Consider the following 22,200-nt stretch of genomic DNA (forward strand, 5'->3'; position numbering starts at 1 on the left):
GGACACGCTGAAGGGGCCGGTCACCTGGTGACCGGCCCCTTCAGCGCCGTATCGAAGCCCGCGCCGGCTCTACCGCCGGTGCTGCGAGTCCGCCACCGTCACCTCGACGCGCTGGAACTCCTTCAGCTCGCTGTAGCCGGTCGTGGCCATCGCGCGGCGCAGGGCGCCGAAGAGGTTCATCGAGCCGTCGGGGGTGTGGGACGGGCCGGTGAGGATCTCCTCCAGCGTGCCCACCGTGCCGAGGTCGACCTTCTGGCCGCGCGGCAGCTCCTCGTTGACGGCCTCCATGCCCCAGTGGTGACCGCGGCCCGGGCCGTCCGTCGCGCGGGCCAGCGGGGAGCCCATCATCACGGAGTCCGCGCCGCAGGCGATCGCCTTGGGCAGGTCGCCGGACCAGCCGACACTGCCGTCCGCGATCACGTGCACGTACCGGCCGCCGGACTCGTCCATGTAGTCGCGGCGGGCGGCGGCCACGTCGGCGACCGCGGTGGCCATGGGCACCTGGATGCCGAGCACGTTGCGCGTGGTGTGCGCGGCGCCGCCGCCGAAGCCGACCAGCACGCCGGCCGCACCGGTGCGCATGAGGTGCAGGGCGGCCGTGTAGGTGGCGCAGCCACCGACGATCACCGGGACGTCGAGCTCGTAGATGAACTGCTTCAGGTTCAGCGGCTCGTGCGCGCCGGACACGTGCTCCGCCGAGACCGTCGTGCCGCGGATGACGAAGATGTCCACGCCCGCGTCGACGACGGCCTTGGAGAACTGGGCGGTGCGCTGCGGGGAGAGCGCGGCGGCGGTGACCACGCCCGAGTCGCGCACCTCCTTGATGCGCTGCCCGATCAGCTCCTCCTTGATGGGAGCGGCGTAGATCTCCTGGAGACGGCGGGTGGCCGCCTCGGCGGGCAGGCCGACGATCTCGTCCAGCAGCGGCTGCGGGTCCTCGTAGCGCGTCCACAGGCCCTCGAGGTTCAGCACGCCGAGGCCGCCGAGCTCGCCGATGCGGATCGCGGTGGCCGGGGAGACGACCGAGTCCATGGGAGCGGCCAGGAACGGCAGCTCGAAGCGGTAGGCGTCGATCTGCCAGGCGATCGAGACCTCCTTCGGGTCCCGCGTACGGCGGCTGGGGACGACGGCGATGTCGTCGAAGGCGTACGCCCGGCGGCCGCGCTTGCCGCGCCCGATCTCGATCTCAGTCACGTCTGTGGCCTTTCCCTGATGCGTTGCAGCGCCTTCCAGTATCCCCGACGGCCGCGGCGCCCACCGCCCCGGACGTACGGCGAGGGCGGTCCCGGATGCTCCGGGACCGCCCTCGGGAGGCCTGCCGCCTACTTGCGGCTGTAGTTCGGCGCCTCGACCGTCATCTGGATGTCGTGCGGGTGGCTCTCCTTGAGGCCCGCGGAGGTGATCCGCACGAACCGCCCGTTGTCCTGGAGCTCGGGCACGGTCCGGCCGCCGACGTAGAACATCGACTGGCGCAGGCCGCCGACCAGCTGGTGGACGACCGAGGAGAGCGGGCCGCGGTAGGGCACCTGGCCCTCGATGCCCTCGGGGACCAGCTGCTCGTCGGAGGCGACGCCCTCCTGGAAGTAGCGGTCCTTGGAGAACGACTTGCGGTCGCCGCGGGTCTGCATGGCGCCGAGCGAGCCCATGCCGCGGTACGACTTGAACTGCTTGCCGTTGATGAACATCAGCTCGCCCGGGGACTCCTCGCAGCCCGCGAGCAGCGAGCCCAGCATCACCGTGTCGGCACCCGCGACCAGGGCCTTGGCGATGTCACCGGAGTACTGCAGTCCGCCGTCGCCGATGACCGGGACGCCGGCCTCCTTGGCGGCCAGCGCGGCCTCGTAGATCGCCGTGACCTGCGGGACGCCGACGCCCGCGACGACGCGCGTGGTGCAGATGGAGCCGGGGCCGACGCCGACCTTGATGCCGTCGCAGCCCGCGTCGACGAGGGCCTGGGCACCGTCGCGCGTGGCGACGTTGCCGCCGATGACGTCGACGCCGGAGGAGTTCGACTTGATCTTGGCGACCATGTCGCCGACCAGACGGGAGTGGCCGTGCGCGGTGTCGACGACGATGAAGTCGGCGCCCGCCTCGATCAGCGCCTGGGCGCGCTCGAACGCGTCACCGGCGACACCGACCGCCGCGCCGACCAGCAGCCGTCCCTCGGCGTCCTTGGCGGCGTTGGGGTACTTCTCGGCCTTCACGAAGTCCTTGACCGTGATCAGGCCCTTGAGGACGCCGCTGTCGTCGACCAGCGGAAGCTTCTCGATCTTGTGGCGGCGCAGCAGCTCCATGGCGTCCGGACCGGAGATGCCGACCTTGCCGGTGACCAGCGGCATCGGCGTCATCACCTCGCGCACCCGGCGGGAGCGGTCGGTCTCGAAGGCCATGTCACGGTTGGTGACGATGCCGAGCAGCTTCTTGTTGCCGTCGGTGACCGGGACGCCGCTGATGCGGAACTTCGCGCACAGGGCGTCGGCCTCGGCGAGCGTGGCGTCCGGGTGGATGGTGATCGGGTCGGTGACCATGCCGGACTCGGAGCGCTTCACCAGGTCGACCTGGTTGGCCTGGCCCTCGATGGACAGGTTGCGGTGCAGGACGCCGACGCCGCCCTGGCGGGCCATCGCGATCGCCATGCGCGACTCGGTGACCTTGTCCATGGCGGCGGACAGCAGCGGGATGTTGACCCGCACGTTCTTGGAGACGTACGAGGCGGTGTCGATCTGGTCGGGCGCCATGTCCGACGCGCCCGGCAGCAGCAGCACGTCGTCGTAGGTCAGCCCGAGTGTCGCGAATTTACCGGGCACTCCGTCGACGTTGGCAGTCATGACACCTTCCCCAAATGGCCTTGATCGGTGCGGATGTCCATGCTAACGGGAAGCGTGGGTGTCTCATTCCACGGTTGCGCACGGCTCCGGGCTTCGTATGTTCGTACGGGAACGGCTGATCTTCCGTTCATATGCCAAGGAGGCGGCGCGGTGGCGGGGTTACTGCTCCGCCAGGGCGCGCAGCCGGCTCAGCGCGCGGTGCTGGGCCACCCGGACCGCGCCGGGTGACATTCCCAACATCTGTCCAGTCTCCTCCGCCGTGAGGCCCACGGCGATCCGCAGCAGGATCAGCTCGCGCTGGTTCTCCGGCAGGTTGGCCAGCAGTTTCTTGGCCCATTCGGCGTCGCTGCTGAGCAGGGCGCGCTCCTCGGGGCCCAGGGAGTCGTCGGGGCGCTCCGGCATCTCGTCGGAGGGCACGGCCGTCGAGCCGGGGTGCCGCATCGCCGCGCGCTGCAGGTCGGCGACCTTGTGGGAGGCGATGGCGAAGATGAACGCCTCGAAGGGCCGGCCGGTGTCCTTGTAGCGGGGCAGCGCGAGGAGCACCGCGACGCAGACCTCCTGGGCGAGGTCCTCGACGAAGTGCCGGGCGTCGCCGGGCAGGCGCGACAGACGGGTGCGGCAGTAGCGCAGGGCCAGGGGGTGGACATGGGCGAGCAGATCGTGCGTGGCCTGCTCGTCCCCGTCGACGGCGCGATGGACGAGCGCACCGATCGCCCCTTGGGCAGTGCCCGCCTCGTCGTCGCGCATCGGTCCATGGTGCCCTGCGGACGTCTGGTCCGCGGCACCGTGTCCCTGGTTGTGCACCGAAGCGTTATGAGCAGGTGCGCCGGAACTCATCCCTTGCGCCCTCCCCTTCCGCTCGACCGACTCGTCCCCGAGGAACTCCACACCTCAAGGATGCGGCATCCGCGGCGAAACGAGCAGCGTGCGTCCGGCGGCTGCCGCCGATGCGCTGGTGGGACGGGGTTTTTCACCTCCCGGGCGCGGCGGACGACGGGCCCGCCCGCACCCCGGGCGCGGCAGATCCGTCCGGTTGCGCCGGCCCGGCGCGCCCGGGACCCACCCGGTCGGCTCCGTGGACCGCCGTGCGGCTCGGTTCGGGTCCGCGGACCCGGTGGTGTGCCACGCGGAGCCACGGGTTTCACGCCTTCGGCGGCACACCGGCCGGCGACACGGACTTCCGGGCGCCGACGGCGCACAGCGCGAGGCCACGCACTGCGGCCCCACCGACAGCGCACCGCGCGGAACCACGATCCACGTGCCCGCCGACAGCACACCACGCGGAGCCACGATCCACGCACCCACCGGCAGCACACCACGCGAAGTCACCAACCGGACACCAGGCGAAGACGCACCACGCGGAGCCACAACCCACAGGCTCACCGGAAACCCACCGCGCCGAGGCACAACCCGCGCACCCGCCGAGGACACACCACGCGGAGCCGCAGGCTCCACGCCCGTCGGGACCGGGCTCCGCCGGGTCACGGCACCCCGTGGCCGCCGAGCCCCGCGCCGTCGGCCGACGGGCTTCGCCCGGACCCGGCGCGTGTACGACCGGTCGCGAGGGGTGTGGCGTCGGCGGCCGTGGCCGGGTCTCGGACGGAAGCGTTCGCAGGCCCCCGCGCATCGACTGCCGCGGGCTGCCGCACTCCGGAGCGGAACAGGCGGAGGCAGGCCGGCCCGATGAGGGAAGGACCCAGGACCTCCCGCTCGGTTCGTGCCGCACCCATGCCCCCGGCTCCGCGCCGGGCAGGAGCGCGCGGGCATCCGGCGCTGCGCCCCGCACCCCGCCGCCGTCCCGCGGTGCAGGGCACGGGGCCCTGTCCGCCACCCGGCGTGATCGCCGCGCAGAGCCCTACCGCACCAGGCCCCACCGGAAGCCGAGCGCCACCGCGTGGGCCCGGTCCGACGCGCCGAGCTTCTTGAAGAGCCGCCGCGCGTGCGTCTTGACGGTGTCCTCGGAGAGGAACAGCTCGCGGCCGATCTCGGCGTTGGAGCGGCCGTGGCTCATGCCTTCGAGGACCTGGATCTCCCGCGCGGTGAGCGTGGGCGCCGCGCCCATCTCGGCGGAGCGCAGCCGGCGCGGGGCGAGCCGCCAGGTCGGGTCGGCGAGCGCCTGCGTGACCGTCGCACGCAGCTCCGCGCGGGAGGCGTCCTTGTGCAGATAGCCACGCGCGCCGGCCGCCACCGCGAGCGCCACACCGTCGAGGTCCTCGGCGACCGTGAGCATGATGATGCGCGCTCCGGGGTCGGCGGACAGCAGCCGCCGGACCGTCTCGACGCCGCCCAGACCGGGCATGCGCACGTCCATCAGAATCAGGTCCGAGCGGTCGGCTCCCCAGCGGCGGAGGACTTCCTCGCCGTTGGCAGCCGTCGTCACGCGCTCGACGCCGGGCACGGTCGCAACCGCGCGGCGGAGCGCCTCTCGGGCAAGCGGGGAGTCGTCGCAGACGAGGACGGAAGTCATGGCCGCCCTCCGCAGCTGATGCGCGTCACCTTGAGCCTCCAGGCTGGTACGAAATCGTCACCTGTGCGGTCGACCGCCTCGGACGTCCGTCCGAGCGCTTGTTGCTTCAACCGCCTCGCACTCTCAACGACGGTCACTCGAAAGAGTTACGGGGCTGTCTGCCATCTTCGGCACTCTACGTGAGGAGACGGACACGGTGGAGACATGCGCGGCGGACCCTCGAACTTTCATCACAACCCATGCCCCATTCAGCCCCTTTTCTTCCCCTTTGCTGGTGTCCGGGGCTAGATTCGCAATGAGTCATATTTTCATCTCCTTGGATCGTAGTTGTACGGTCGTGGACACCGGATCCGCCCAGAACGGCTACAAGGGGTCACGCAATGGCAGATTTCTCCCGCCTTCCCGGACCGAACGCGGACCTATGGGACTGGCAGCTCCTCGCCGCCTGCCGCGGGGTGGACAGCTCGCTCTTCTTCCACCCGGAGGGCGAGCGTGGTGCGGCTCGAAGCGCTCGCGAGAACTCGGCCAAAGAGGTCTGCATGAGGTGCCCGGTGCGCGCCGAGTGCGCCGCACACGCGCTGGCGGTACGCGAGCCGTACGGCGTGTGGGGCGGTCTGACCGAGGACGAGCGCGAAGAGCTGATGGGCCGGGCGCGCAACCGGCTCGTGTCGGCGTCCGCCTCCGGCGAGCACGCCGCTTCGAACAACTGAAGGAACGTTTCTTCAGAAGCACGGGGCACGTACACGTGCCCTTGTTTTGTCACTGGGGGTGATCAACCGCTTCTCACGCGCGGTGACCCCGCACCCGGACCCCCCTCACCGGGCGGCCGCCCCCGCCAGCTTCTCCAGCGTCGCGGTGACCGCCGGCACCTGGGCGAGGTCGGGGAGGGTGAGCGCGACGATCTCCCGGCGCACGGCGGGCTCCAGCGCCACGGTGCGCACACCCCTGGGCCGCAGCGACTCGATGGCCAGCTGAGGCAGCACCGCCACCCCCAGTCCGGCGCCGACCAGTCCGGCGACGGCCGGATAGTCGTCGGTCGCGAAGTCGATGCGCGGGGTGAAGCCGGCCGTCTCGCACACCTCGACCAACTGGCCCCGGCAGCGCGGGCAGCCGGCGATCCAGGGCTCGTCGGCGAGTTCGCCGATGGCGACCGACTCCGCGTGGGCGAGCCGGTGCCGTTCGGGCACGAGCCCCACCAGCCGGTCCGACAGCAGCGGCCGTACGACGAGGTCGTTCCACTCCTCGGCGCCCGCCGCCCCCTCGTACCGGAAGGCGAGGGCCACGTCGCAGTCGCCCTCGCGCAGCATCTCCACGGAGCGGGGCGGTTCGGCCTCCTCCAGCGAGACCCGGGTGCCGGGATGGGCGGCGCGCAGGGCGGCGAGGGCCGTGGGGACGAGCGTGGAGCTGCCGCTGGGGAAGGAGACGAGCCGGACCCGGCCCGCGCGGAGCCCGGCGATGGCGGCGACCTCCTCCTCGGCGGCGGTCAGTCCGGCGATGATCCCGGCCGCGTGCCGCACCAGCGCCTCCCCGGCCTGCGTCAGGCGCATCTCGCGGCCGCTGCGGATGAGCAGGGGCGTGCCGACGGACGCCTCCAGGGCCTTCATCTGCTGACTGACGGCGGGCTGGGTGCAGCCCAGTTCGCGGGCCGCCGCGGAGAAGGAACCGGTGGTGGCCACGGCACGCAGCACGCGGAGATGACGGGCTTCGATCACCCCTCAAGGATAAGCCGACCTTTGATACGGCGCCGGATAATCCATCGACGCTTTGACGTTCATCGCTTACCGTGCGACTCATGAAGCTTCTGTCTGTGAACCTGGGTCGCCCCAGGGCCGTGCCGTACACGGACCAGCGCGACGGCGTGACCGGCATCGACAAGCGGCCCGTGGACGGGCCGGTGCGGGTGGCCGCGCCGGGGCCGAAGGGGACCGGCGCGAGCGGTCTGGCCGGGGACGCCGTGTGCGAGACCCGGCACCACGGCGGGGACGACCAGGCGGTGTACGCCGTGGCCCGCGAGGACCTCGACGAGTGGGAGCGCACGCTGGGGCGCCCGCTGACGAACGGCGTGTTCGGCGAGAACCTCACCACCGAGGGGATCGACGTCTCCGGCGCCCTGATCGGCGAGCGCTGGGCCGTCGGCCCTGAGGTGGTGCTGGAGGTCACCTCCGGGCGTATCCCCTGCCGCACCTTCCAGGGCCATCTGGGTGAGAAGGGCTGGGTGAAGCGGTTCACGGAGCGGGGCGCGCCGGGGGCGTACTTCCGCGTGATCCGGCCCGGTGAGGTGCGCGCGGGCGACGCCGTACGGATCGTGCACCGGCCGGAGCACGAGGTGACGGTCGCGCTGCAGTTCCGCGCGGTGACGACCGAGCGGACGCTGCTGCCCCGGCTGCTGGCGGCGGGCGGGGCGCTGCATCCGGAGGCGCTGGCGACGGCGCGGACGTATGTGGAGAAGTACGGGGCGGGCGCGACGGCCTGACGGCATGTCCATGGAATGACATGAAGCGGACGGCTCCACTCCGGGTAACTACTCTTGCGCCATGACAACGGCTCTGATTACGGGATCGACGGCTGGGATCGGTGCCGCGTTCGCGCGGCGGCTGGCGGCCGACGGACATGATCTGGTGCTGGTCGCCCGCGACACCGTCCGGCTGCGCGAACAGGCGACCGAGCTGCACGACCGCCACGGCATCGAGGCGGAGGTGCTGACCGCCGACCTGGCTCGGGACGAGGGCATCGAGGCGGTGGCCGACCGCCTCGGCGACCGCAAGAACCCCGTCGACCTGCTGATCAACAACGCCGGCTTCGGCCACCGGGGCCGTTATCTCGACGTCCCCATGGCCGACGAGCTGAGGATGCTCAAGGTGCACTGCGAGGCGGTGCTCCGGCTGACGTCGGCGGCGGTGGAGGCGATGCGCGAGCGCGGCCGCGGATGTGTCGTGAACGTCGCCTCGACCGCCGCGTTCGTGCCGCGCGGGACCTACGGGGCGTCCAAGGCCTGGGTCGTGCAGTTCACCCAGGGCGCGGCGCAGGACCTGGCGGGCCACGGCGTGCGGCTGATGGCGCTGTGCCCGGGGTTCGTGCGCACCGAGTTCCACGCGCGGGCCGGGATGGGCACGGACAACATCCCGAACTGGATGTGGCTGGACGCGGACAAGGTCGCCGCGGCGGCGCTCACGGACCTGGCCCGGGGCAAGACGCTGTCGATCCCGGATCCGCGCTACAAGGCGCTGATGGGAGCGGCGAAGCTGGTCCCGCGCGGACTGCTGGGCGGGATCTCGTCGCGGACGGGGCGGAAGTACGGGCCCCGGTAGGGGCGTCCGGAGGGTACGCGGTCCGACCGGCCCGGTCCCCGGTCCGGGACCCGCGGCACGGCTTCACGCGTGAGCCCGCCAGAGGCCGACCGAACGAATACCGCGTCCGCCCCGTCGTCCTCATGAGGCCGGACGCACCCTCGGACCGGGCGCACCGGCTCGACCACTCCGGCCTCACGACGTACACGAACCCGTGCACGTCCAGGACGATCGCCGGGGCGGACCGGTCACCTCGTCCCGGGCGCCGGAGGCGTTCGGGATGCCGCGGCCGGCGCCCAACGGTGGAGCGTCCCGCTCTCGTCGTCGTAGGTGAGCCAGGTCCCGTCGCCGAGCGGGCGTGCGTAGCCGTCGACGTGGCCCGTCGGGTACGTGATGACCCCGCGTACGCGCAGCGTGTGCGCGTCGAGCAGCCAGTGGCGGGCCCGCTCGGGATCCTCGTCGGCGTCGACCGTCGAGGCGATGACCGTGTCGGCGTCGACGAATCCGCAGCCGTAGTCCCAGTAGGCCTCCTCGTCCTCGTCCTCGTTCTCGTCGTCGGCCGGTCCGGGCTCCCGCTCGGCGATCACCGTGCCGTCCAGGGCGTGCAGCCGCAGGTCCGCCCCGTAGTGCTCGACCGTCAGGAAGCCGGGGTGTGCCGGGTGGACGTCCGCCAGGATGCGGTCCAGGCCCTCGTTCACGTCCCAGCCGGTCAGCTTCTCGCCGTCCCGGCGCGCCCAGTGCAGCAGGATGCCGTCCTGGCCCATGCCGATGCACAGCCCCATGTGGACACCGTCCGGGTGGGAGAGGTGGTGCGAACCGGCCGCCGCGCTGTCCACCAGCGGCAGCCGGGCCAGTTCCCGTCCGTCCCGGGCGTCCAGGACCACCCAGCGCTCCTGCCAGTCGCCCGGCTCGGGCTCGGCCACGACGTGCGCCCACACGAGCCGGCCGTCGTCCGAGACCCGGCAGGAGCCGTGCTCCAGGCCCCGGCACACCTCCTGCTCGTCCCCCGTGTGCGGATGGCCGAGCTCCGGGCCCCAGCAGCCGTGCCGGTACTCCCACAGCGTCTTTCCGTCCGTCCCCATGGCCCGCACCGCGCGCTGCCCCGAGAACACCGCGAAGGTGCCGTCCGGGCTCACCGAGTGGACGCCGTGGTCCCACCGGGGCCAGGGAAGGGGGAAGACGACCGCCGGCGCGCGCTCCCCCGCGAACAGCTCCCGGAGGTCGTAGACCTCCAGCTCATGCCCGTTCCGGAGCAGGGCGCGGCACGAACCGTCCCCACGGTTCTCCAGCGCGAAGCCGTTGACCAGTGCGCGCCCACCCGGAAGCCTCACCGAGTCGCGCAGTTGTGCGGTGATCGACATGGGCCGAAGGTAACCGGCCCCACTGACAGGCCGAACCGCCCCTCGCACCACCGGCGACGCCGTTCCGGCCGGTGCCGGTGCTCGTAGGTGTTGCCGCCCGTGCCGTTGACGGGCTCGCCGGGCGCGGTGCTCGCCTCGTACACGCGGCCGGCGGCGGAGCGGGTACGGCAGCGGGTCGTGGACGTCGCGGAGGATTCGGGCACGCGCTCGGTGATCCTGCTGCACGGAGCCGGTCTGGTCGCCCGCTCTTGGGACGCCGGTGGACCGTCTGCCGGCACGCCTCCAGCAGGCGGCCCGGCGGACACCCCGCACGGCCTGTGGCTGCTGTTACCCACGGAAGACCCGCGTGCGACGCCCGTGCCGGACGGGCGGACAGTGGAAGTGGCGAACCGGATGCCGGAGTGGGAAATATCGAATGGACTCTTCCTCAAGGACCTCCGGTCCGAGGCCGTACGGCCCTGACGGCATGGGCGTACACCCCTAAGGCTCAATCTGGCACCTGACTTCCCAGTTTTGCTTGCCACTCCGCCCTACCGGCGATTCACTTGCACGAAACCGGGTGAAGCTGGCCTGCGCGAGGGGGGTACTCATGCTTTTGAACTTCAGGGTGGCCAACCACCGCTCCATTCGCGACGAGCTGGAGTGGCAACTTCAACCGGTGTACGAAGGGGACCGACCACCGGGCACCGCGTGGGAGGCGGTGCCGGTCGCGGGGGTCTTCGGCTCGAACGCGGCCGGCAAGTCCAACGTCGTCGACGCACTGCGCTACATGGCGGAGATGGTGACCCGGTCGCATCTCCTGGCGGAGGACGGCGAGGGCGTGAGCAGGCAGCCCTTCCTCTCCGACGTTCGGGAGACGGATTCCTCCTGGTACGTCGCCGACCTCCTCGTGCGCGGAGTCAGGTACGTCTACGGCTTCGAGGTGGACGACGACCACGTCGTCGGCGAATGGCTGTACGCCTACCCGGAGGGACGCAAACGGGTGGTGTTCGAGCGGAACGGGGACGACTTCCGTGTCGGCAGTTCGCAGGACCGTCCCAAGGAACTGCACACGGTCGCCGACGTGACGGCTCCCAACGCACTGTTCCTCTCCATGGCCGCTCGGTCGAAGACGGCCACGGACGTGGTCACCCCGGTGTACCGGTGGTTCCGGAGCGACCTGGTGTTCGGCGGCCCTCTGACGAACGGTCCGATGAACCGCGCGTTGATGGTCAGGAATCTCGCACGCCGACTGGACCAACGTGGAGAGCCGACCCATCTGCGGGATCTGCTGCGCGTCGCGGACCTCGGCATCGAGGACTTTCGCGTGGAGACGGTCGAGGAGGAGCTGTACTCCCCGCGGTCCGTCTCCCGGGGTGCCGAGACGGAGGCGCTCTTCGACATGCCGAGGACGTACCGGCGGACACGCCACGAACTGCTTATGAGGCACACCGGCAGGAACGGCCCGTTCGAGGTGCCGCTGAACGCGGAGTCCGCCGGTACGCAGGCGTTGGTGGAGTACGCGTTCACGCTGGAGGGGATGGCCCGCCGCGGTGGCACCCTGGTCGTGGACGAGTTGGGCAGCAGCCTGCACCCGCGGCTCAGCGCCTTCCTCGTCGGTCTCTTCCAGGACCCCGAACGCAATCCGCACGGAGCCCAGTTGTTGTTCACCAGCCACGATGTGAGCCTGCTGGGCCGCAGGGCCGGCGAGGACATCCTGAAGCGGGACCAGATCTGGTTCGTGGCGAAGAACGAGTTCGGGGAGAGCTCGCTGTATCCGCTGTCCGACTTCCGGCCGCGCCAGGACGAGAACCGGGAGCGGCGCTATCTCAACGGAAGCTACGGCGCGGTGCCCATGGTCGATGACACGTTCACGCTGGCGATCGCCGGGCGGGGGGAGACGGATGGCGAGGGATCCGAAGCAGGACGGCCGGAGGAATCCACGGCGTGAGTCCACGCTACGCCGCAGGCCTGCGTACCGGGACGCGTTACCGACGATCCTGGTGGTGTGCGGAGCGAGAAACACCGAACCGACTTATATCAAGGGCTTGTTGAGAGTGGTGGACAACCGTGCCGTCGATGTGCGGGTCAAGGTCTGTCCGCAGGACCCGGTGTCCGTGGTCCGCCACGCGGCCGGTGAGCGCACACGGGCCCGTGATCATTACGACCGCACGTGGTGTGTTCTCGACGTGGACGATTTCGCGCACCTGGACGAGGCAATGCGGTTGGCCCACACCGAGCGCATCGACATCGCCCTGTCGAACCCGTGCTTCGAGCTGTGGTTGCTGCTCCACTTCCGCGACCACCGCGCCCCGGTCGACGGCTTCCGGCAGGCCGAGCGGCATCTCCTCCCCCACCACGGCGGTTACAGCAAGGCTGCGAACAGGTTCGCCTTCGACCTCTACCGGGAGGCGTGGCCGCAGGCCGTGGAGCGGGCGCGGGCACTGGCGAAACCGGGTGAGGAACACAAGCGGAATCCGTCGAGCGGGATGTGGCGACTGGTCCGGGAGATCGTCCCGGCACATCTGCAGAACTGACTGCCGCGCGGACGCGTCCGTTCTGGCTGTGGCGACGCTGAGGCGCCTGTCCGCGCCGACAGCGGGTCAGTGTCGACATCCGTTGACGCGGCTCAGTCGGCCAGAAGGACGCGGTAACGCGCCCAGGTGGCGGTCCATCCGCCGCGGATCTCGTAACCGGCCTCGTACGGAGAGCGTCGCCGTCCTCGGCCTGGGCGATTCCGAGGCGCGTGGGCTGAGACACCGCTTCGGCCAGGACGCGGTGTTCGCCTGGGCCTCCGGTGCCTGGGGGTCCTGGCGTGCGGAAGCGGTGCCGTGGCGGTGAGCGGATGGGCCGCGTCCGAACGGGCGGCGGCGCAGGAAAGACCAAGGACGTGCCGATCCCGGGAGTGAGTGAGCAGAGCAGCGCCCTCCGGGCATGGGTGAGGGGCGGTGGGGAGCGCAAACGGCTTCCCACCGCCCCTCGTTCGCCTCAGACGCCTGCGGCCATCCGCACGAACGCCGTCCACTGGGCGGACGGCACGTTGAGGACCGCCGCGTCCGGGCGCTTGGAGTCACGGATCAGTACGGCCGTACCTGCGTGCGCGACTTCGACGCAATCACCGCCGTTGCCCGCGCTGTAGCTGCTCTTGAACCAGCGCAGTTCGCCAGTGGCAGGCGCGGGGCTGCCTGTCTTCATAGCTCTCCCAACAGCTTTTCGATGAAGGCCAGCGACTCCCTGGGAGTCAACGCCTGCGCCGTGAGGACTCTGTACGTCGCCTCCAACGGACTGACCTTCTTCGGGTCCGAGTACAGGGCACTTGCGTCCTGCACCTCCATATAAGCCATCCTGCGCTGATCGGCGAGATGGATCAATGTGAAGGGGCCCGCCAGTCCTGCGTGCTCGTCGCGTCGTGTCGGCATGATCTGCAACTCGACGTTGCGTTCATGCCCGTACAGCAACAGTTGTTCCAGTTGGCCCCGCAGCACCTCCGGACCTCCGAGAGGTCGCTGCAGAACGTGTTCCTCAATGACGAAGCTCAGCAACGGAGCAGGCCGACGGGTGAAGAGCTTCCGGCGTTCCATCCGTGCCGTCACGCCCTGCTCGATCGTCTCCTCGTCCAACAGCGGACGCCACATGCGGAAGACGGCGCGTGCGTATTCCTCCGTCTGCAGGATCCCCTTGACCACGTGGTCGGAGTAGGCGTGCAACTCGACCGCCTGTGCCTCCAGCTCTGCGTACCGCCGGAAGAAACCCGGATACCGAGCCTTCGCCACCTCCCCCTTCATCGCCACCAGCACGCCCCGCGCGCCCACCTCCCGGTCCACCGCGTCCACCAGTTCCGGCCGGGGAATCCGCCGCCCCTGCTCCACCGCCGCGATCTGCGCCTCGCCGTACCCGACCCGCTCGCCCAACTGCGCCTGCGTCAGCCCCGCGGCCTCCCGCAGCAGCTTCATCTGGCGGCCGAAGCAGCGCAGGAACTCCCCGCTGGAATCGGCACCCGCGCCGCCCTCCACGCCCGCACCCGAGTCCGCTCCCGGCTCCATCGCACCCGCCCCCTCAGCACATCCGTCCACCGGTCACCCGTGCTCGCACCGTAGGACGCCCTCCGTGTCGACCGGACCGGAATCCCCACGAGTTGCGTCGTACGAGTGAACGCCTCTTCGTACAGTGAGACTTGACCACGTGCGGTCCGCCGGCCGCATCACCCGGACACCGGTTGGTCAGCCTGTGGTCAGGCCGGCGAAGATCGCGGTCAGCTCCTGCACGTGTGCCGCGTACTCGGGTTGATCGTCCACGTGTGCGTACTTCAGCATGAGGAGAACGGTTCCGGTGCGCACCACCGTGACCGCCGTGGTGTTGTCCTCGGGGGCCTTGTAGTAGACGAGTGCCGTGCTCTCGTCGCCGAAGCGCGGCATGGAGATCGGGGTCGTCTCGTCGTAACCCTGCTGCCGACGGACCAGTTCCTTGTACCCGGTGCCGGCCGTGTCGGCGCTGGGGCAGGCGTAGACGGTGAACTCCGCGACCAGATGCCCGACGTCCGGATCCGTCGATTTGTACTCCGCCCGGCCCTGGTGGCACTGTCCGGGTTCCTCCGCCGAGGAGACGCGTGCCTCTCTGTACGGAGTCCAGTTCGGCGGCATGTCCTGCAAGGTGGGCAGGAGCCGCCCGGTCTCGTCCGCAAAGCCCGTCGGGCCGACAGCCTGCCACCTTCATGTACATCTGATACATTTGTGACATGAGTGAGCCGGTAGTCGAATCCATGGCCGAGGTCCGCAGCCACCTCGCCGATGTCATCGACCGCGCCCGCCGCGAGGAGACGCCGACGATCATCACGCGGCGCGGCAAGCAGGAAGCCGTCGTGATCGACATCCGGGAGTACCAGCGGCTGCGCCAACTCGCCGAGGACGCCGAAGAGGCATGGCTCAACCGGCTGGCCGACGAAGCCGAGTCCGAGGGCACCGACGGGTCGGTCTCGCTCGAAGAGATGGCCGCCCTGCTCCGCGACCAGCAGCGCTGATCCGCATGGGGTACGTCACGCGCTTCACCCCGCACGCCCAGCGGGACATGCTCAAGATCCCGCGCCCCGACGCCCTGCGCATCCTGTACCGCCTGACCGAACTCCAGAAGGCGATGGACGCGGGGGACACGGCGGCGTTCGATGTGAAAGCCCTCCGGGGGCACGATGCCCGGTGGCGACTCAGGGTCGGTGACTGCCGGGTCGTCTACACCGTCGAGGACGGCCGGCTCGTCGTGTGGGTCCTGACCGTGGGCAACCGCCGCGAGGCCTGCCGTCAGGTTCCTTGAGGCGTCAGCACCTCGCACGGTCCGCACCGGGCTGCCCGGAGGTCACCCCCGACAGGCACGACAGCGCCGCCCGCCGCTCCGACAGACAACCGCCGTGAGGGCGTCGTACCTGGTGGACGGGGGTGTCGGCACGGGATCTTCGGGGCATGACCACTTCCCCCCGCACGGAGCGGCGGTCCGCGCTGCCGCTTCCCCTCGCCGATCAGACGGTGTTCTCGTTCCGCTTCACCGCCTCCCCGCGCGGTGCCCGGCTCGCCCGTCGGCTCGCCTCCTGCCAGATGGACGCCTGGGGCTGGCGGTACGGCACCCCGGCGCACGACTCCGTCGAGCTGGTCGTGGCCGAACTGGCCGCGAACGCCGTGACCCACGGCCGGGTGCCCGGGCGGGACGCCGAGCTGCGGCTCAGCAGGGAGGACGGCGGGCACGTACGCGTCGAGGTCGACGACGCGCGGGGCGAGCGGCTGCCCGAGGCGCGGGAGGCCGGGACCGGGGAGGACGGCGGGCGGGGGCTCCTCCTCGTCACCGCCCTCGCCGAGCAGTGGGGAACGGCTCCACGCCCCGGCGCCCCCGGCAAGACCGTCTGGGCCGTGGTACCCGCCGTACCGGTCCGTCAGTAGTGGTCCCGGGCCTCGATGGTCACGACTGCCTTCTCGGTGGCCCGGTGGGCGAGGCGGTGCTCGTCGTCGATCCGGCGTGACCGGTGACCCGACAGGTCTCCCTCCAGCGGCTCCGGTTCGCCGATACCGGTGAAGGGGTCCCGCTGGATCTCGACGATCCGGCGGACGAGCCTGCGGAGCAGCGTCCTGTCGGCGGCCTGCCGGTACAGAAGGTCCTCCCACCCAGTGGGACGGAACCCGTACGTCCCTCACTCGCCGTCCTCCGCCAGGGCCTCCAGTTCCGCCGTGCTCCCGGCGGGGGAAGCGGACACATCCTGTCCTGTACGTCGCCGAGACTCGTGCCCCCGGCGGCCACAGGGGCCGCCCGTTCCGCAAGGAGTCCTCGCGTGTTCTCCGTTCTCGCCGACATCGACTGGCCGGCCGTCGCGATCGCCGCCGTCGCCTCGTTCGTGCTCGCCGGTCTGTGGTTCGCGGTCGTGATCGCCAAGCCGTACGCCGTGGCCCTCGGCCGCGAGGGCGCGGCGGCGCCCGCGCAGACGGCGCTCACCATGGCGGGTCCGCCGGTGTGTCTCCTGGTCACCGTCCTGACCAGCGCCGTGCTCGTCGAGGCGCTCGACATCACGGGCACGGGGGACGCCGTGGTCTTCGGGCTCCTCGTCGGCGTCGGCTATCTCTGCGCGATGGCCTTCCAGATCGCCATCAACCCGAACATCCCGCGCCCGCTGTACTACGGCGTCCTCAACGCGCCGTTCTTCGTGACCACGAGCGTGCTCAGCAGCGTCGTCCTGGTCGCGATGCGCTGAGTCCCCGTCGGCCGGGTTCCGTCGCCGGAAGGACCGGATCGGCACGGGGCACGGCGAGGCGCCGCTGCGGCCCCGGGGCATCCATACGGGGCCGGTGGGCCGGCCCGCGGGCGGCGGACAGCCGGCCGGGCGACGCGGACGGACGGCGGCGAGGCGCTCGGCGGCGGGGCACGTCCGCGGGGGGCGGTCAGTCGACCGCGCGCAGTACCAGCCGCACCACGCTCATGATCCCCCGCCCGACCCACCCGAGCAGTCCTGTCTCCACGGCCAGCTCGGCAGCGTCCGCGGCCGTGTCCTCCCGGTCCGACCGGGAAGGGCACCGGGAACAGGAACGAGGCCAACGGCGCTTGTCCGCACCGCACTTCCTACACATCGCCATGGCCTCATTCTCTCCTCGCTCCCGGACCGCCCGTACACGCCAGGCCCTGCCCGCCCGCCCTCCGCGGTCCGGGTCCGGGTCCGGGTCCGGGCGAGGGTGATGTCGTTGCCGCCGGCGTCGGCCTGCGAACGGCACCGTCACCACAGCGGCGATTCGCTCAGGCTCCGGCCACGCTCCGCCGGACGGTACCTAGTCGCCGCCCCCGCCGCCGCCTCCGTCACCACCGCCGCCGTCGCCGCCCCCGCCACCGTCGCCGCCGTCCCCGCCGTCGCCGCCCCAGCCGTCACCGCCGCCGGGTTCGTTGTCGTCGCGACCGGTGCCGAGGTTGCTGAACCAGGGGAGGTCCCAGGTGACGTCCTCCCCCTCCACCCGGGGGCGGGTGCGGAACCTGGCCCGGCCCGTCGTGTCCCCGAGGCCGAAGGAGACGGCGACCGCGTGGGCCATGACGGCGTCCAGGGGGTCGGGGCTCTCGTGGTGCACGGCGGCCAGCGGCAGCAGCACCGTGCCGGGGACGGGACCCGGCCGGCGTGGCGGACGGGTCAGCAGCGCGACCCGCAGGTCGTCGCGGAGCAGCCACGAGCTCTCCGCGTTCTCGCGCCGCAGCGTCCAGTGCCGGTCGGGCAGGCGTATCTCCACGCTGCTCCTGGACTTGCGGAACGTGCGGCGGAGTTCGAGGCGTGCGGTGACCCCGCCGACGGTCAGGTGCAGGCCGCCGTCCGGGGCGGCGGAGTCGCCGCGGAAGCCGTACGGTGCCCGCAGGCGTACGGCGGGGGCGTGCGGGCCCCACACGTCCACGCGGACCAGGCGCCGGTCCACGGCGACGGTGACCGGTCCGGCGGGGCCGGGCGCGTGGCGCCGCGCGATCCACAGCGGTACGCCCTCCGCGTGCGCCCGCGCGGCGAGCGCGGCCACCCGGTCCGCCCCACCGCACCCGCGGACCGCCAACTCGCCCAGGGCGCGGGCGAATTCTGCGGCCCGGCGCACCTTCAGAGGTCTGGTCGTGCCGGTCACGCGGGTGACCGGCACGATGCCGGGACCCTGCGCCAGCGCGGCCAGGGGGCGTTCGCTGCCGCCGCCGCCGAGCCAGCGCCCCCGCAGGTACGCCTCGGCCATGGCGCCGAGGTTCAGCTCGGCCGGCGGTGTGGTCCGGCCGCCCCTGCGCAGCCCGCCCTCGGTGAGTTCCACGGTCCGCGCCAACGGGTTCCGGGACCGTTCCCCGTAGAGCACCTGGTTCATCGCGTCCCCCTCCTGCCTCCCGGCCTGCCCGGCGGCCCCCACCCTCACACACCGGGCCCCGGCCGCGCGGCCGGGGTGGCCGACCGGCAGGCCCCGCACCCTCGTCGAAGAAGATCACGGTCACGCGGCAACCCATCCACGTGCGGCGGCGACATCAGGGCGGTGGACAACGAGGGCCATCGCACATCGAACGAAAGCCGTGACATGCGCAGTACGAACACCGCCCCGCGCTCGGGGCACCGGAGAAAGACCGGCCGGCGCCGCACCGTCCTGATCGGCGCCCTCACCACGTCGCTCGTGGGCGGCGCCGTGGCCGGCGGCGTGCTGATGTCGGCGTCCGCCGCGGAACCGGGCGCGGGTACCTACCGCCTGGTGAACGCGGCGAGCGGGACCTGTCTCGAGGTTCCGTCGGGAAGCACGGACGACGGGGTGCGGCTGGCCCTGGCGGACTGCGACGGGGGCACGGACCAGAGCTGGGAACTGGCCGACTCCGGCGACGGTTTCACCGTGCGGTCGTCCGCCACCGGCCTGTGCGCGGGCGTCAAGGACGACTCGGTCTCCGCCGGGAAGGCCGTGCAGCAGCAGACCTGCGACGAGGGCTCCTCCCAGGTCTGGAAGGTGAGTTCCGTCGGTGACGCCCACCACCTGGTCAACGCGCACAGCGAGAAGTGCCTGAACCCCAAGGACGGTCTGCTCCAGCAGAACTCCTGCGACAAGGCCGCCGGCAAGACCTGGACCCTGCGGGAGGTGAACGGCTCGACGCCCCCGGCGGCGACCGCGACCCCGACGGCGAGCACCCCCGCCTCCCCCTCCGCCCCCGCTTCTCCCTCCGTCACCGCCACCGCCACCGCGCCCGCGGACGACGAGCCGGCCGGCGGCACCGGTTTCGCCTCCTGGCCCACCGCCACCGACGAGCAGGCCGTCTCCTCGACCATCGAGGTGAGCGGCGTGTACGACGGTTCCCTGAAGCGCTTCCACGGCTCGGGCGACCTCGGCGGCAGCGGCCAGGACGAGGGCCAGGACCCGATGTTCGAGCTCGCCGACGGCGCGACGCTGAAGAACGTGATCCTGGGCTCGCCCGCCGCCGACGGAGTGCACTGCTCGGGCAGCTGCACCCTGGTCAACGTGTGGTGGGAGGACGTCGGCGAGGACGCCGCCAGCTTCAAGGGCAAGTCCGCCTCGGCGGCCTACGTCGTCGACGGCGGCGGTGCCCGCAAGGCCGACGACAAGGTCTTCCAGCACAACGGCGCCGGCACCCTGACCATCAGGAACTTCCAGGTGTCCGACTTCGGCAAGCTCTACCGCTCCTGCGGCAACTGCGGGACCCAGTACGAGCGCCACGTCGTGATCGACGACGTCCTGGTCACGAGCCCCGGCAAGGTCATCGCCGGTGTCAACGCCAACTACGGTGACACCGCGACCCTCTCCGACGTGACGATCGTCGGCGACGACAAGAAGAAGATCATCGTCTGCGAGCGCTTCAAGGGCAACGACAGCGGCGACGAGCCGACCGCGCTCGGCAGCGGTCCCGACGGCACGTCGTGCGTCTACGAGACCTCCGAGGTCACGTACCAGTAGGGCACGGGGCGAGGGCCCGGCACCGCCGAACAGCGGCGGTACCGGGCCCTCGTGGCGCTGTGAGCGGGTCGCTCAGTGGGCGTGGCCGTGGCCGTGGCCCGCGGCGGCCGGCTCTTCCTCTTCCTTCTTCTCGACGACCAGGGTCTCGGTCGTCAGCAGGAGGGAGGCGATGGAGGCGGCGTTCTCCAGGGCGGAGCGGGTGACCTTGACCGGGTCGATGACGCCGGCCTTGACCAGGTCGCCGTACTCGCCGGTGGCGGCGTTGTAGCCGTTGCCCTTGTCGAGCTCGGCGACCTTGGAGACGATGACGTAGCCCTCGAGGCCCGCGTTCTCGGCGATCCAGCGCAGCGGCTCGACGGCGGCCTTGCGGACCACGGAGACGCCGGTGGCCTCGTCGCCGGTCTTGTCGAGGTTGCCCTCGAGGACCTTGACGGCGTGGACCAGCGCGGAGCCACCACCGGAGACGATGCCCTCCTCGACCGCGGCGCGGGTCGCGGAGATGGCGTCCTCCAGACGGTGCTTCTTCTCCTTCAGCTCCACCTCGGTGGCGGCGCCGACCTTGATCACGCACACGCCGCCGGCCAGCTTCGCGAGGCGCTCCTGGAGCTTCTCGCGGTCCCAGTCGGAGTCGGTGGTCTCGATCTCGGCCTTGATCTGGCCGACGCGACCGGTCACGTCCTCCTTGTTGCCGCCACCGTCGACGATCGTGGTGTCGTCCTTGGTGACGGTGACGCGGCGGGCGGAGCCCAGCACGTCCAGGCCGACCTGGTCGAGCTTGAGGCCGACCTCCTCGGAGACGACCGTGGCGCCAGTGAGGACGGCCATGTCCTGCAGCATCGCCTTGCGGCGGTCACCGAAGCCGGGGGCCTTGACGGCGACCGCGTTGAAGGTGCCGCGGATCTTGTTGACGACCAGGGTCGACAGGGCCTCGCCCTCGACGTCCTCGGCGATGATCAGCAGCGGCTTGGAGGCGTTGGCCTGGATGACCTTCTCCAGCAGCGGCAGCAGCTCCGCGATGGAGGAGATCTTGCCCTGGGTGATGAGGATGTACGGGTCGTCGAGGACGGCCTCCATACGCTCCTGGTCCGTCACGAAGTACGGCGACAGGTAACCCTTGTCGAAGGCCATGCCCTCGGTGAAGTCCAGCTCCAGACCGAAGGTGTTGGACTCCTCGACGGTGATGACACCGTCCTTGCCGACCTTGTCCATCGCCTCGGCGATGAGCTCGCCGACCTGCTGGTCCTGGGCGGACAGCGCGGCGACGGCGGCGATGTCGGACTTCTCGTCGATCGGGCGGGCCGAGGCGAGCAGGTCCTCGGAGACGGCGGCGACGGCCGCGTCGATGCCCTTCTTCAGCAGCGCCGGGGAGGCACCGGCGGCGACGTTCTTCAGGCCCTCGCGGACCAGCGCCTGGGCCAGCACGGTGGCGGTGGTGGTGCCGTCACCCGCGATGTCGTTGGTCTTGGTCGCCACCTCCTTCACCAGCTGCGCGCCGAGGTTCTCGTACGGGTCCTCGATCTCGACCTCGCGGGCGATCGTGACACCGTCGTTGGTGATGGTGGGGGCGCCGAACTTCTTGTCGATGACGACGTTGCGGCCCTTCGGGCCGATCGTCACCTTCACCGTGTCGGCAAGCTTGTTGACGCCGCGCTCGAGGGCGCGACGGGCGTCCTCGTCGAACTTCAGGATCTTCGCCATGGGAGCGGTTCAGCCCTCTCGGAAAACGTGGGTGAAACGAACTGCGCCCCTGACGCCCGGCTTCGTAAGGTCGCGGGGGCCCGGGGCGCAGCTCAAAAGCAATGTGCTTCGGTGGAAGCGGGTGAACTACTTCTCGATGATCGCGAGGACGTCGCGAGCCGAGAGGACGAGGTACTCCTCGCCGTTGTACTTCACCTCGGTGCCGCCGTACTTGCTGTACAGCACGATGTCGCCCGTCTTGACGTCGAGCGGCAGACGCTCGCCGTTCTCGAAGCGGCCCGGGCCCACGGCCAGGACGACGCCCTCCTGGGGCTTCTCCTTGGCGGTGTCCGGGATGACCAGGCCCGAAGCCGTGGTCTGCTCGGCGTCGAGCGGCTGGACCACGATGCGGTCCTCGAGCGGCTTGATGGCAACCTTGGAGCTGGTGGTCGTCACGATCCGACCTCCCCCTTCGGAGATCTCACGGGGTTAACTGTCTGAGGTGGCGACCAGGTGGATCCGTCGTCGCGGGTGCCGGACCTGCCCGTCGCGTGTGTTGGCACTCTCCAGGGGGGAGTGCCAGACCTGAGACTATGACTGCGGTTAGCACTCGGTCAAGCGGAGTGCCAATTGCCTGCGGCGCGTCGCGGGGTGGGTTCCCTTTCGGCACCGGGTTCCGCGGCC

24 protein-coding genes and 1 pseudogene are annotated in these 22,200 nt (G+C 71.0%); 12 read left to right on the forward strand and 13 right to left on the reverse strand.

The window, feature by feature from the left end; all coding sequences use genetic code 11:
- Positions 1-69: 69 nt before the first annotated feature.
- The 4 genes from ACFY3N_RS03045 to ACFY3N_RS03060 all read right to left on the reverse strand — a co-directional run bounded on the left by ACFY3N_RS03045 (position 70) and on the right by ACFY3N_RS03060 (position 5,295).
- Complete coding sequence (locus ACFY3N_RS03045; protein ID WP_390814894.1) at positions 70-1,194, reverse strand: GuaB3 family IMP dehydrogenase-related protein; 1,125 nt, start codon at positions 1,192-1,194, stop codon at positions 70-72.
- 128 nt (positions 1,195-1,322) lie between these two features.
- Positions 1,323-2,828, reverse strand: coding sequence for an IMP dehydrogenase (gene guaB / locus ACFY3N_RS03050; protein WP_390814895.1), 1,506 nt, complete (start codon positions 2,826-2,828; stop codon positions 1,323-1,325).
- A 159-nt stretch (positions 2,829-2,987) separates the two neighbouring features.
- On the reverse strand, positions 2,988-3,575 hold the full coding sequence (locus ACFY3N_RS03055; protein ID WP_145867694.1) for a sigma-70 family RNA polymerase sigma factor: 588 nt from the start codon (positions 3,573-3,575) through the stop codon (positions 2,988-2,990).
- Between the two features lie 1,108 nt (positions 3,576-4,683).
- Positions 4,684-5,295 (reverse strand): response regulator transcription factor, encoded by a 612-nt coding sequence (locus ACFY3N_RS03060; RefSeq protein ID WP_003948568.1) that lies wholly within the window; start codon positions 5,293-5,295, stop codon positions 4,684-4,686.
- Between the two features lie 380 nt (positions 5,296-5,675).
- Between ACFY3N_RS03060 and ACFY3N_RS03065 the strand changes: the two genes are divergently transcribed.
- The gene (locus ACFY3N_RS03065; RefSeq protein WP_390814896.1) at positions 5,676-6,005 is read left to right on the forward strand and encodes a WhiB family transcriptional regulator; all 330 of its coding nucleotides are present in this window, start codon (positions 5,676-5,678) and stop codon (positions 6,003-6,005) included.
- Positions 6,006-6,110: 105 nt separating this feature from the next.
- Here the strand turns inward: ACFY3N_RS03065 and ACFY3N_RS03070 are convergent, their stop codons facing one another.
- Positions 6,111-7,007 carry a LysR family transcriptional regulator gene (locus ACFY3N_RS03070; RefSeq protein WP_390814897.1) on the reverse strand — a complete coding sequence of 299 codons (897 nt, stop codon included), beginning with the start codon at positions 7,005-7,007 and terminating at the stop codon, positions 6,111-6,113.
- Positions 7,008-7,087: 80 nt separating this feature from the next.
- Here ACFY3N_RS03070 and ACFY3N_RS03075 point away from each other — a divergent pair, with 80 nt between their 5' ends.
- Complete coding sequence (locus ACFY3N_RS03075) at positions 7,088-7,768, forward strand: MOSC domain-containing protein (protein ID WP_390814898.1); 681 nt, start codon at positions 7,088-7,090, stop codon at positions 7,766-7,768.
- Positions 7,769-7,829: 61 nt separating this feature from the next.
- The gene (locus ACFY3N_RS03080) at positions 7,830-8,603 is read left to right on the forward strand and encodes an SDR family NAD(P)-dependent oxidoreductase (protein WP_390814899.1); all 774 of its coding nucleotides are present in this window, start codon (positions 7,830-7,832) and stop codon (positions 8,601-8,603) included.
- A 227-nt stretch (positions 8,604-8,830) separates the two neighbouring features.
- On the opposite strand, the gene ACFY3N_RS03085 is transcribed toward ACFY3N_RS03080, so the two are convergent.
- The gene (locus ACFY3N_RS03085) at positions 8,831-9,943 is read right to left on the reverse strand and encodes a hypothetical protein (protein ID WP_390814900.1); all 1,113 of its coding nucleotides are present in this window, start codon (positions 9,941-9,943) and stop codon (positions 8,831-8,833) included.
- A gap of 99 nt (positions 9,944-10,042) precedes the next feature.
- On the opposite strand from ACFY3N_RS03085, the gene ACFY3N_RS03090 reads away from it, so the two are divergent.
- The 3 genes from ACFY3N_RS03090 to ACFY3N_RS03100 all read left to right on the forward strand — a co-directional run bounded on the left by ACFY3N_RS03090 (position 10,043) and on the right by ACFY3N_RS03100 (position 12,459).
- Positions 10,043-10,405 carry a hypothetical protein gene (locus ACFY3N_RS03090; protein ID WP_390814901.1) on the forward strand — a complete coding sequence of 121 codons (363 nt, stop codon included), beginning with the start codon at positions 10,043-10,045 and terminating at the stop codon, positions 10,403-10,405.
- A gap of 127 nt (positions 10,406-10,532) precedes the next feature.
- A complete protein-coding gene (locus ACFY3N_RS03095) occupies positions 10,533-11,873 on the forward strand; it encodes an ATP/GTP-binding protein (RefSeq protein ID WP_390814902.1) in 1,341 nt (446 codons plus the stop codon).
- Positions 11,827-12,459: an RloB family protein gene (locus ACFY3N_RS03100; RefSeq protein ID WP_390814903.1), complete on the forward strand. Its 633-nt coding sequence runs from the start codon at positions 11,827-11,829 to the stop codon at positions 12,457-12,459. Before ACFY3N_RS03095 ends, ACFY3N_RS03100 begins: the two co-directional genes overlap by 47 nt.
- Before the next feature lie 451 nt (positions 12,460-12,910).
- Here ACFY3N_RS03100 and ACFY3N_RS03105 read toward each other — a convergent pair whose 3' ends face one another.
- The 3 genes from ACFY3N_RS03105 to ACFY3N_RS03115 form a co-directional block, all read right to left on the reverse strand.
- Entirely contained in the window at positions 12,911-13,117 is a 207-nt protein-coding gene (locus tag ACFY3N_RS03105; RefSeq protein ID WP_390814904.1) for a DUF397 domain-containing protein, read from the reverse strand.
- Complete coding sequence (locus tag ACFY3N_RS03110; RefSeq protein WP_390814905.1) at positions 13,114-13,965, reverse strand: Scr1 family TA system antitoxin-like transcriptional regulator; 852 nt, start codon at positions 13,963-13,965, stop codon at positions 13,114-13,116. The genes ACFY3N_RS03105 and ACFY3N_RS03110 overlap by 4 nt, the downstream gene beginning before the upstream one ends.
- A gap of 177 nt (positions 13,966-14,142) precedes the next feature.
- Positions 14,143-14,562, reverse strand: a complete 420-nt coding sequence (locus ACFY3N_RS03115) for a hypothetical protein (RefSeq protein WP_390814906.1) — start codon at positions 14,560-14,562, stop codon at positions 14,143-14,145.
- 95 nt (positions 14,563-14,657) lie between these two features.
- Here ACFY3N_RS03115 and ACFY3N_RS03120 point away from each other — a divergent pair, with 95 nt between their 5' ends.
- The 3 genes from ACFY3N_RS03120 to ACFY3N_RS03130 all read left to right on the forward strand — a co-directional run bounded on the left by ACFY3N_RS03120 (position 14,658) and on the right by ACFY3N_RS03130 (position 15,843).
- Positions 14,658-14,939, forward strand: coding sequence for a type II toxin-antitoxin system Phd/YefM family antitoxin (locus ACFY3N_RS03120; protein ID WP_390814907.1), 282 nt, complete (start codon positions 14,658-14,660; stop codon positions 14,937-14,939).
- Positions 14,940-14,944: 5 nt separating this feature from the next.
- Positions 14,945-15,226: a type II toxin-antitoxin system RelE/ParE family toxin gene (locus ACFY3N_RS03125; RefSeq protein ID WP_390814908.1), complete on the forward strand. Its 282-nt coding sequence runs from the start codon at positions 14,945-14,947 to the stop codon at positions 15,224-15,226.
- Positions 15,227-15,372: 146 nt separating this feature from the next.
- Complete coding sequence (locus tag ACFY3N_RS03130) at positions 15,373-15,843, forward strand: ATP-binding protein (RefSeq protein WP_390814909.1); 471 nt, start codon at positions 15,373-15,375, stop codon at positions 15,841-15,843.
- Here the strand turns inward: ACFY3N_RS03130 and ACFY3N_RS03135 are convergent.
- A complete protein-coding gene (locus ACFY3N_RS03135; protein WP_390815033.1) occupies positions 15,837-16,052 on the reverse strand; it encodes a Txe/YoeB family addiction module toxin in 216 nt (71 codons plus the stop codon). The genes ACFY3N_RS03130 and ACFY3N_RS03135 overlap by 7 nt on opposite strands.
- Positions 16,053-16,229: 177 nt before the next feature.
- On the opposite strand from ACFY3N_RS03135, the gene ACFY3N_RS03140 reads away from it, so the two are divergent.
- A complete protein-coding gene (locus ACFY3N_RS03140) occupies positions 16,230-16,646 on the forward strand; it encodes a DUF1761 domain-containing protein (protein WP_390814910.1) in 417 nt (138 codons plus the stop codon).
- 568 nt (positions 16,647-17,214) lie between these two features.
- Here the strand turns inward: ACFY3N_RS03140 and ACFY3N_RS03145 are convergent.
- The gene (locus ACFY3N_RS03145) at positions 17,215-18,261 is read right to left on the reverse strand and encodes a hypothetical protein (protein ID WP_390814911.1); all 1,047 of its coding nucleotides are present in this window, start codon (positions 18,259-18,261) and stop codon (positions 17,215-17,217) included.
- A gap of 327 nt (positions 18,262-18,588) precedes the next feature.
- Between ACFY3N_RS03145 and ACFY3N_RS03150 the strand changes: the two are divergent.
- Positions 18,589-18,963: pseudogene (locus tag ACFY3N_RS03150) on the forward strand (RICIN domain-containing protein); the annotation flags it as partial.
- Between the two features lie 45 nt (positions 18,964-19,008).
- Entirely contained in the window at positions 19,009-19,839 is an 831-nt protein-coding gene (locus ACFY3N_RS03155) for a pectate lyase (protein WP_390815034.1), read from the forward strand.
- A 72-nt stretch (positions 19,840-19,911) separates the two neighbouring features.
- Here ACFY3N_RS03155 and groL read toward each other — a convergent pair whose 3' ends face one another.
- Entirely contained in the window at positions 19,912-21,537 is a 1,626-nt protein-coding gene (groL, locus tag ACFY3N_RS03160) for a chaperonin GroEL (RefSeq protein ID WP_390814912.1), read from the reverse strand.
- Between the two features lie 126 nt (positions 21,538-21,663).
- Positions 21,664-21,972: a co-chaperone GroES gene (gene groES / locus ACFY3N_RS03165; RefSeq protein WP_003998759.1), complete on the reverse strand. Its 309-nt coding sequence runs from the start codon at positions 21,970-21,972 to the stop codon at positions 21,664-21,666.
- Positions 21,973-22,200 lie beyond the last annotated feature (228 nt).

Origin of the sequence: Streptomyces sp. NPDC000348 (assembly GCF_042898795.1) — a bacterium.
Taxonomy (GTDB): Bacteria; Actinomycetota; Actinomycetes; order Streptomycetales; family Streptomycetaceae; genus Streptomyces.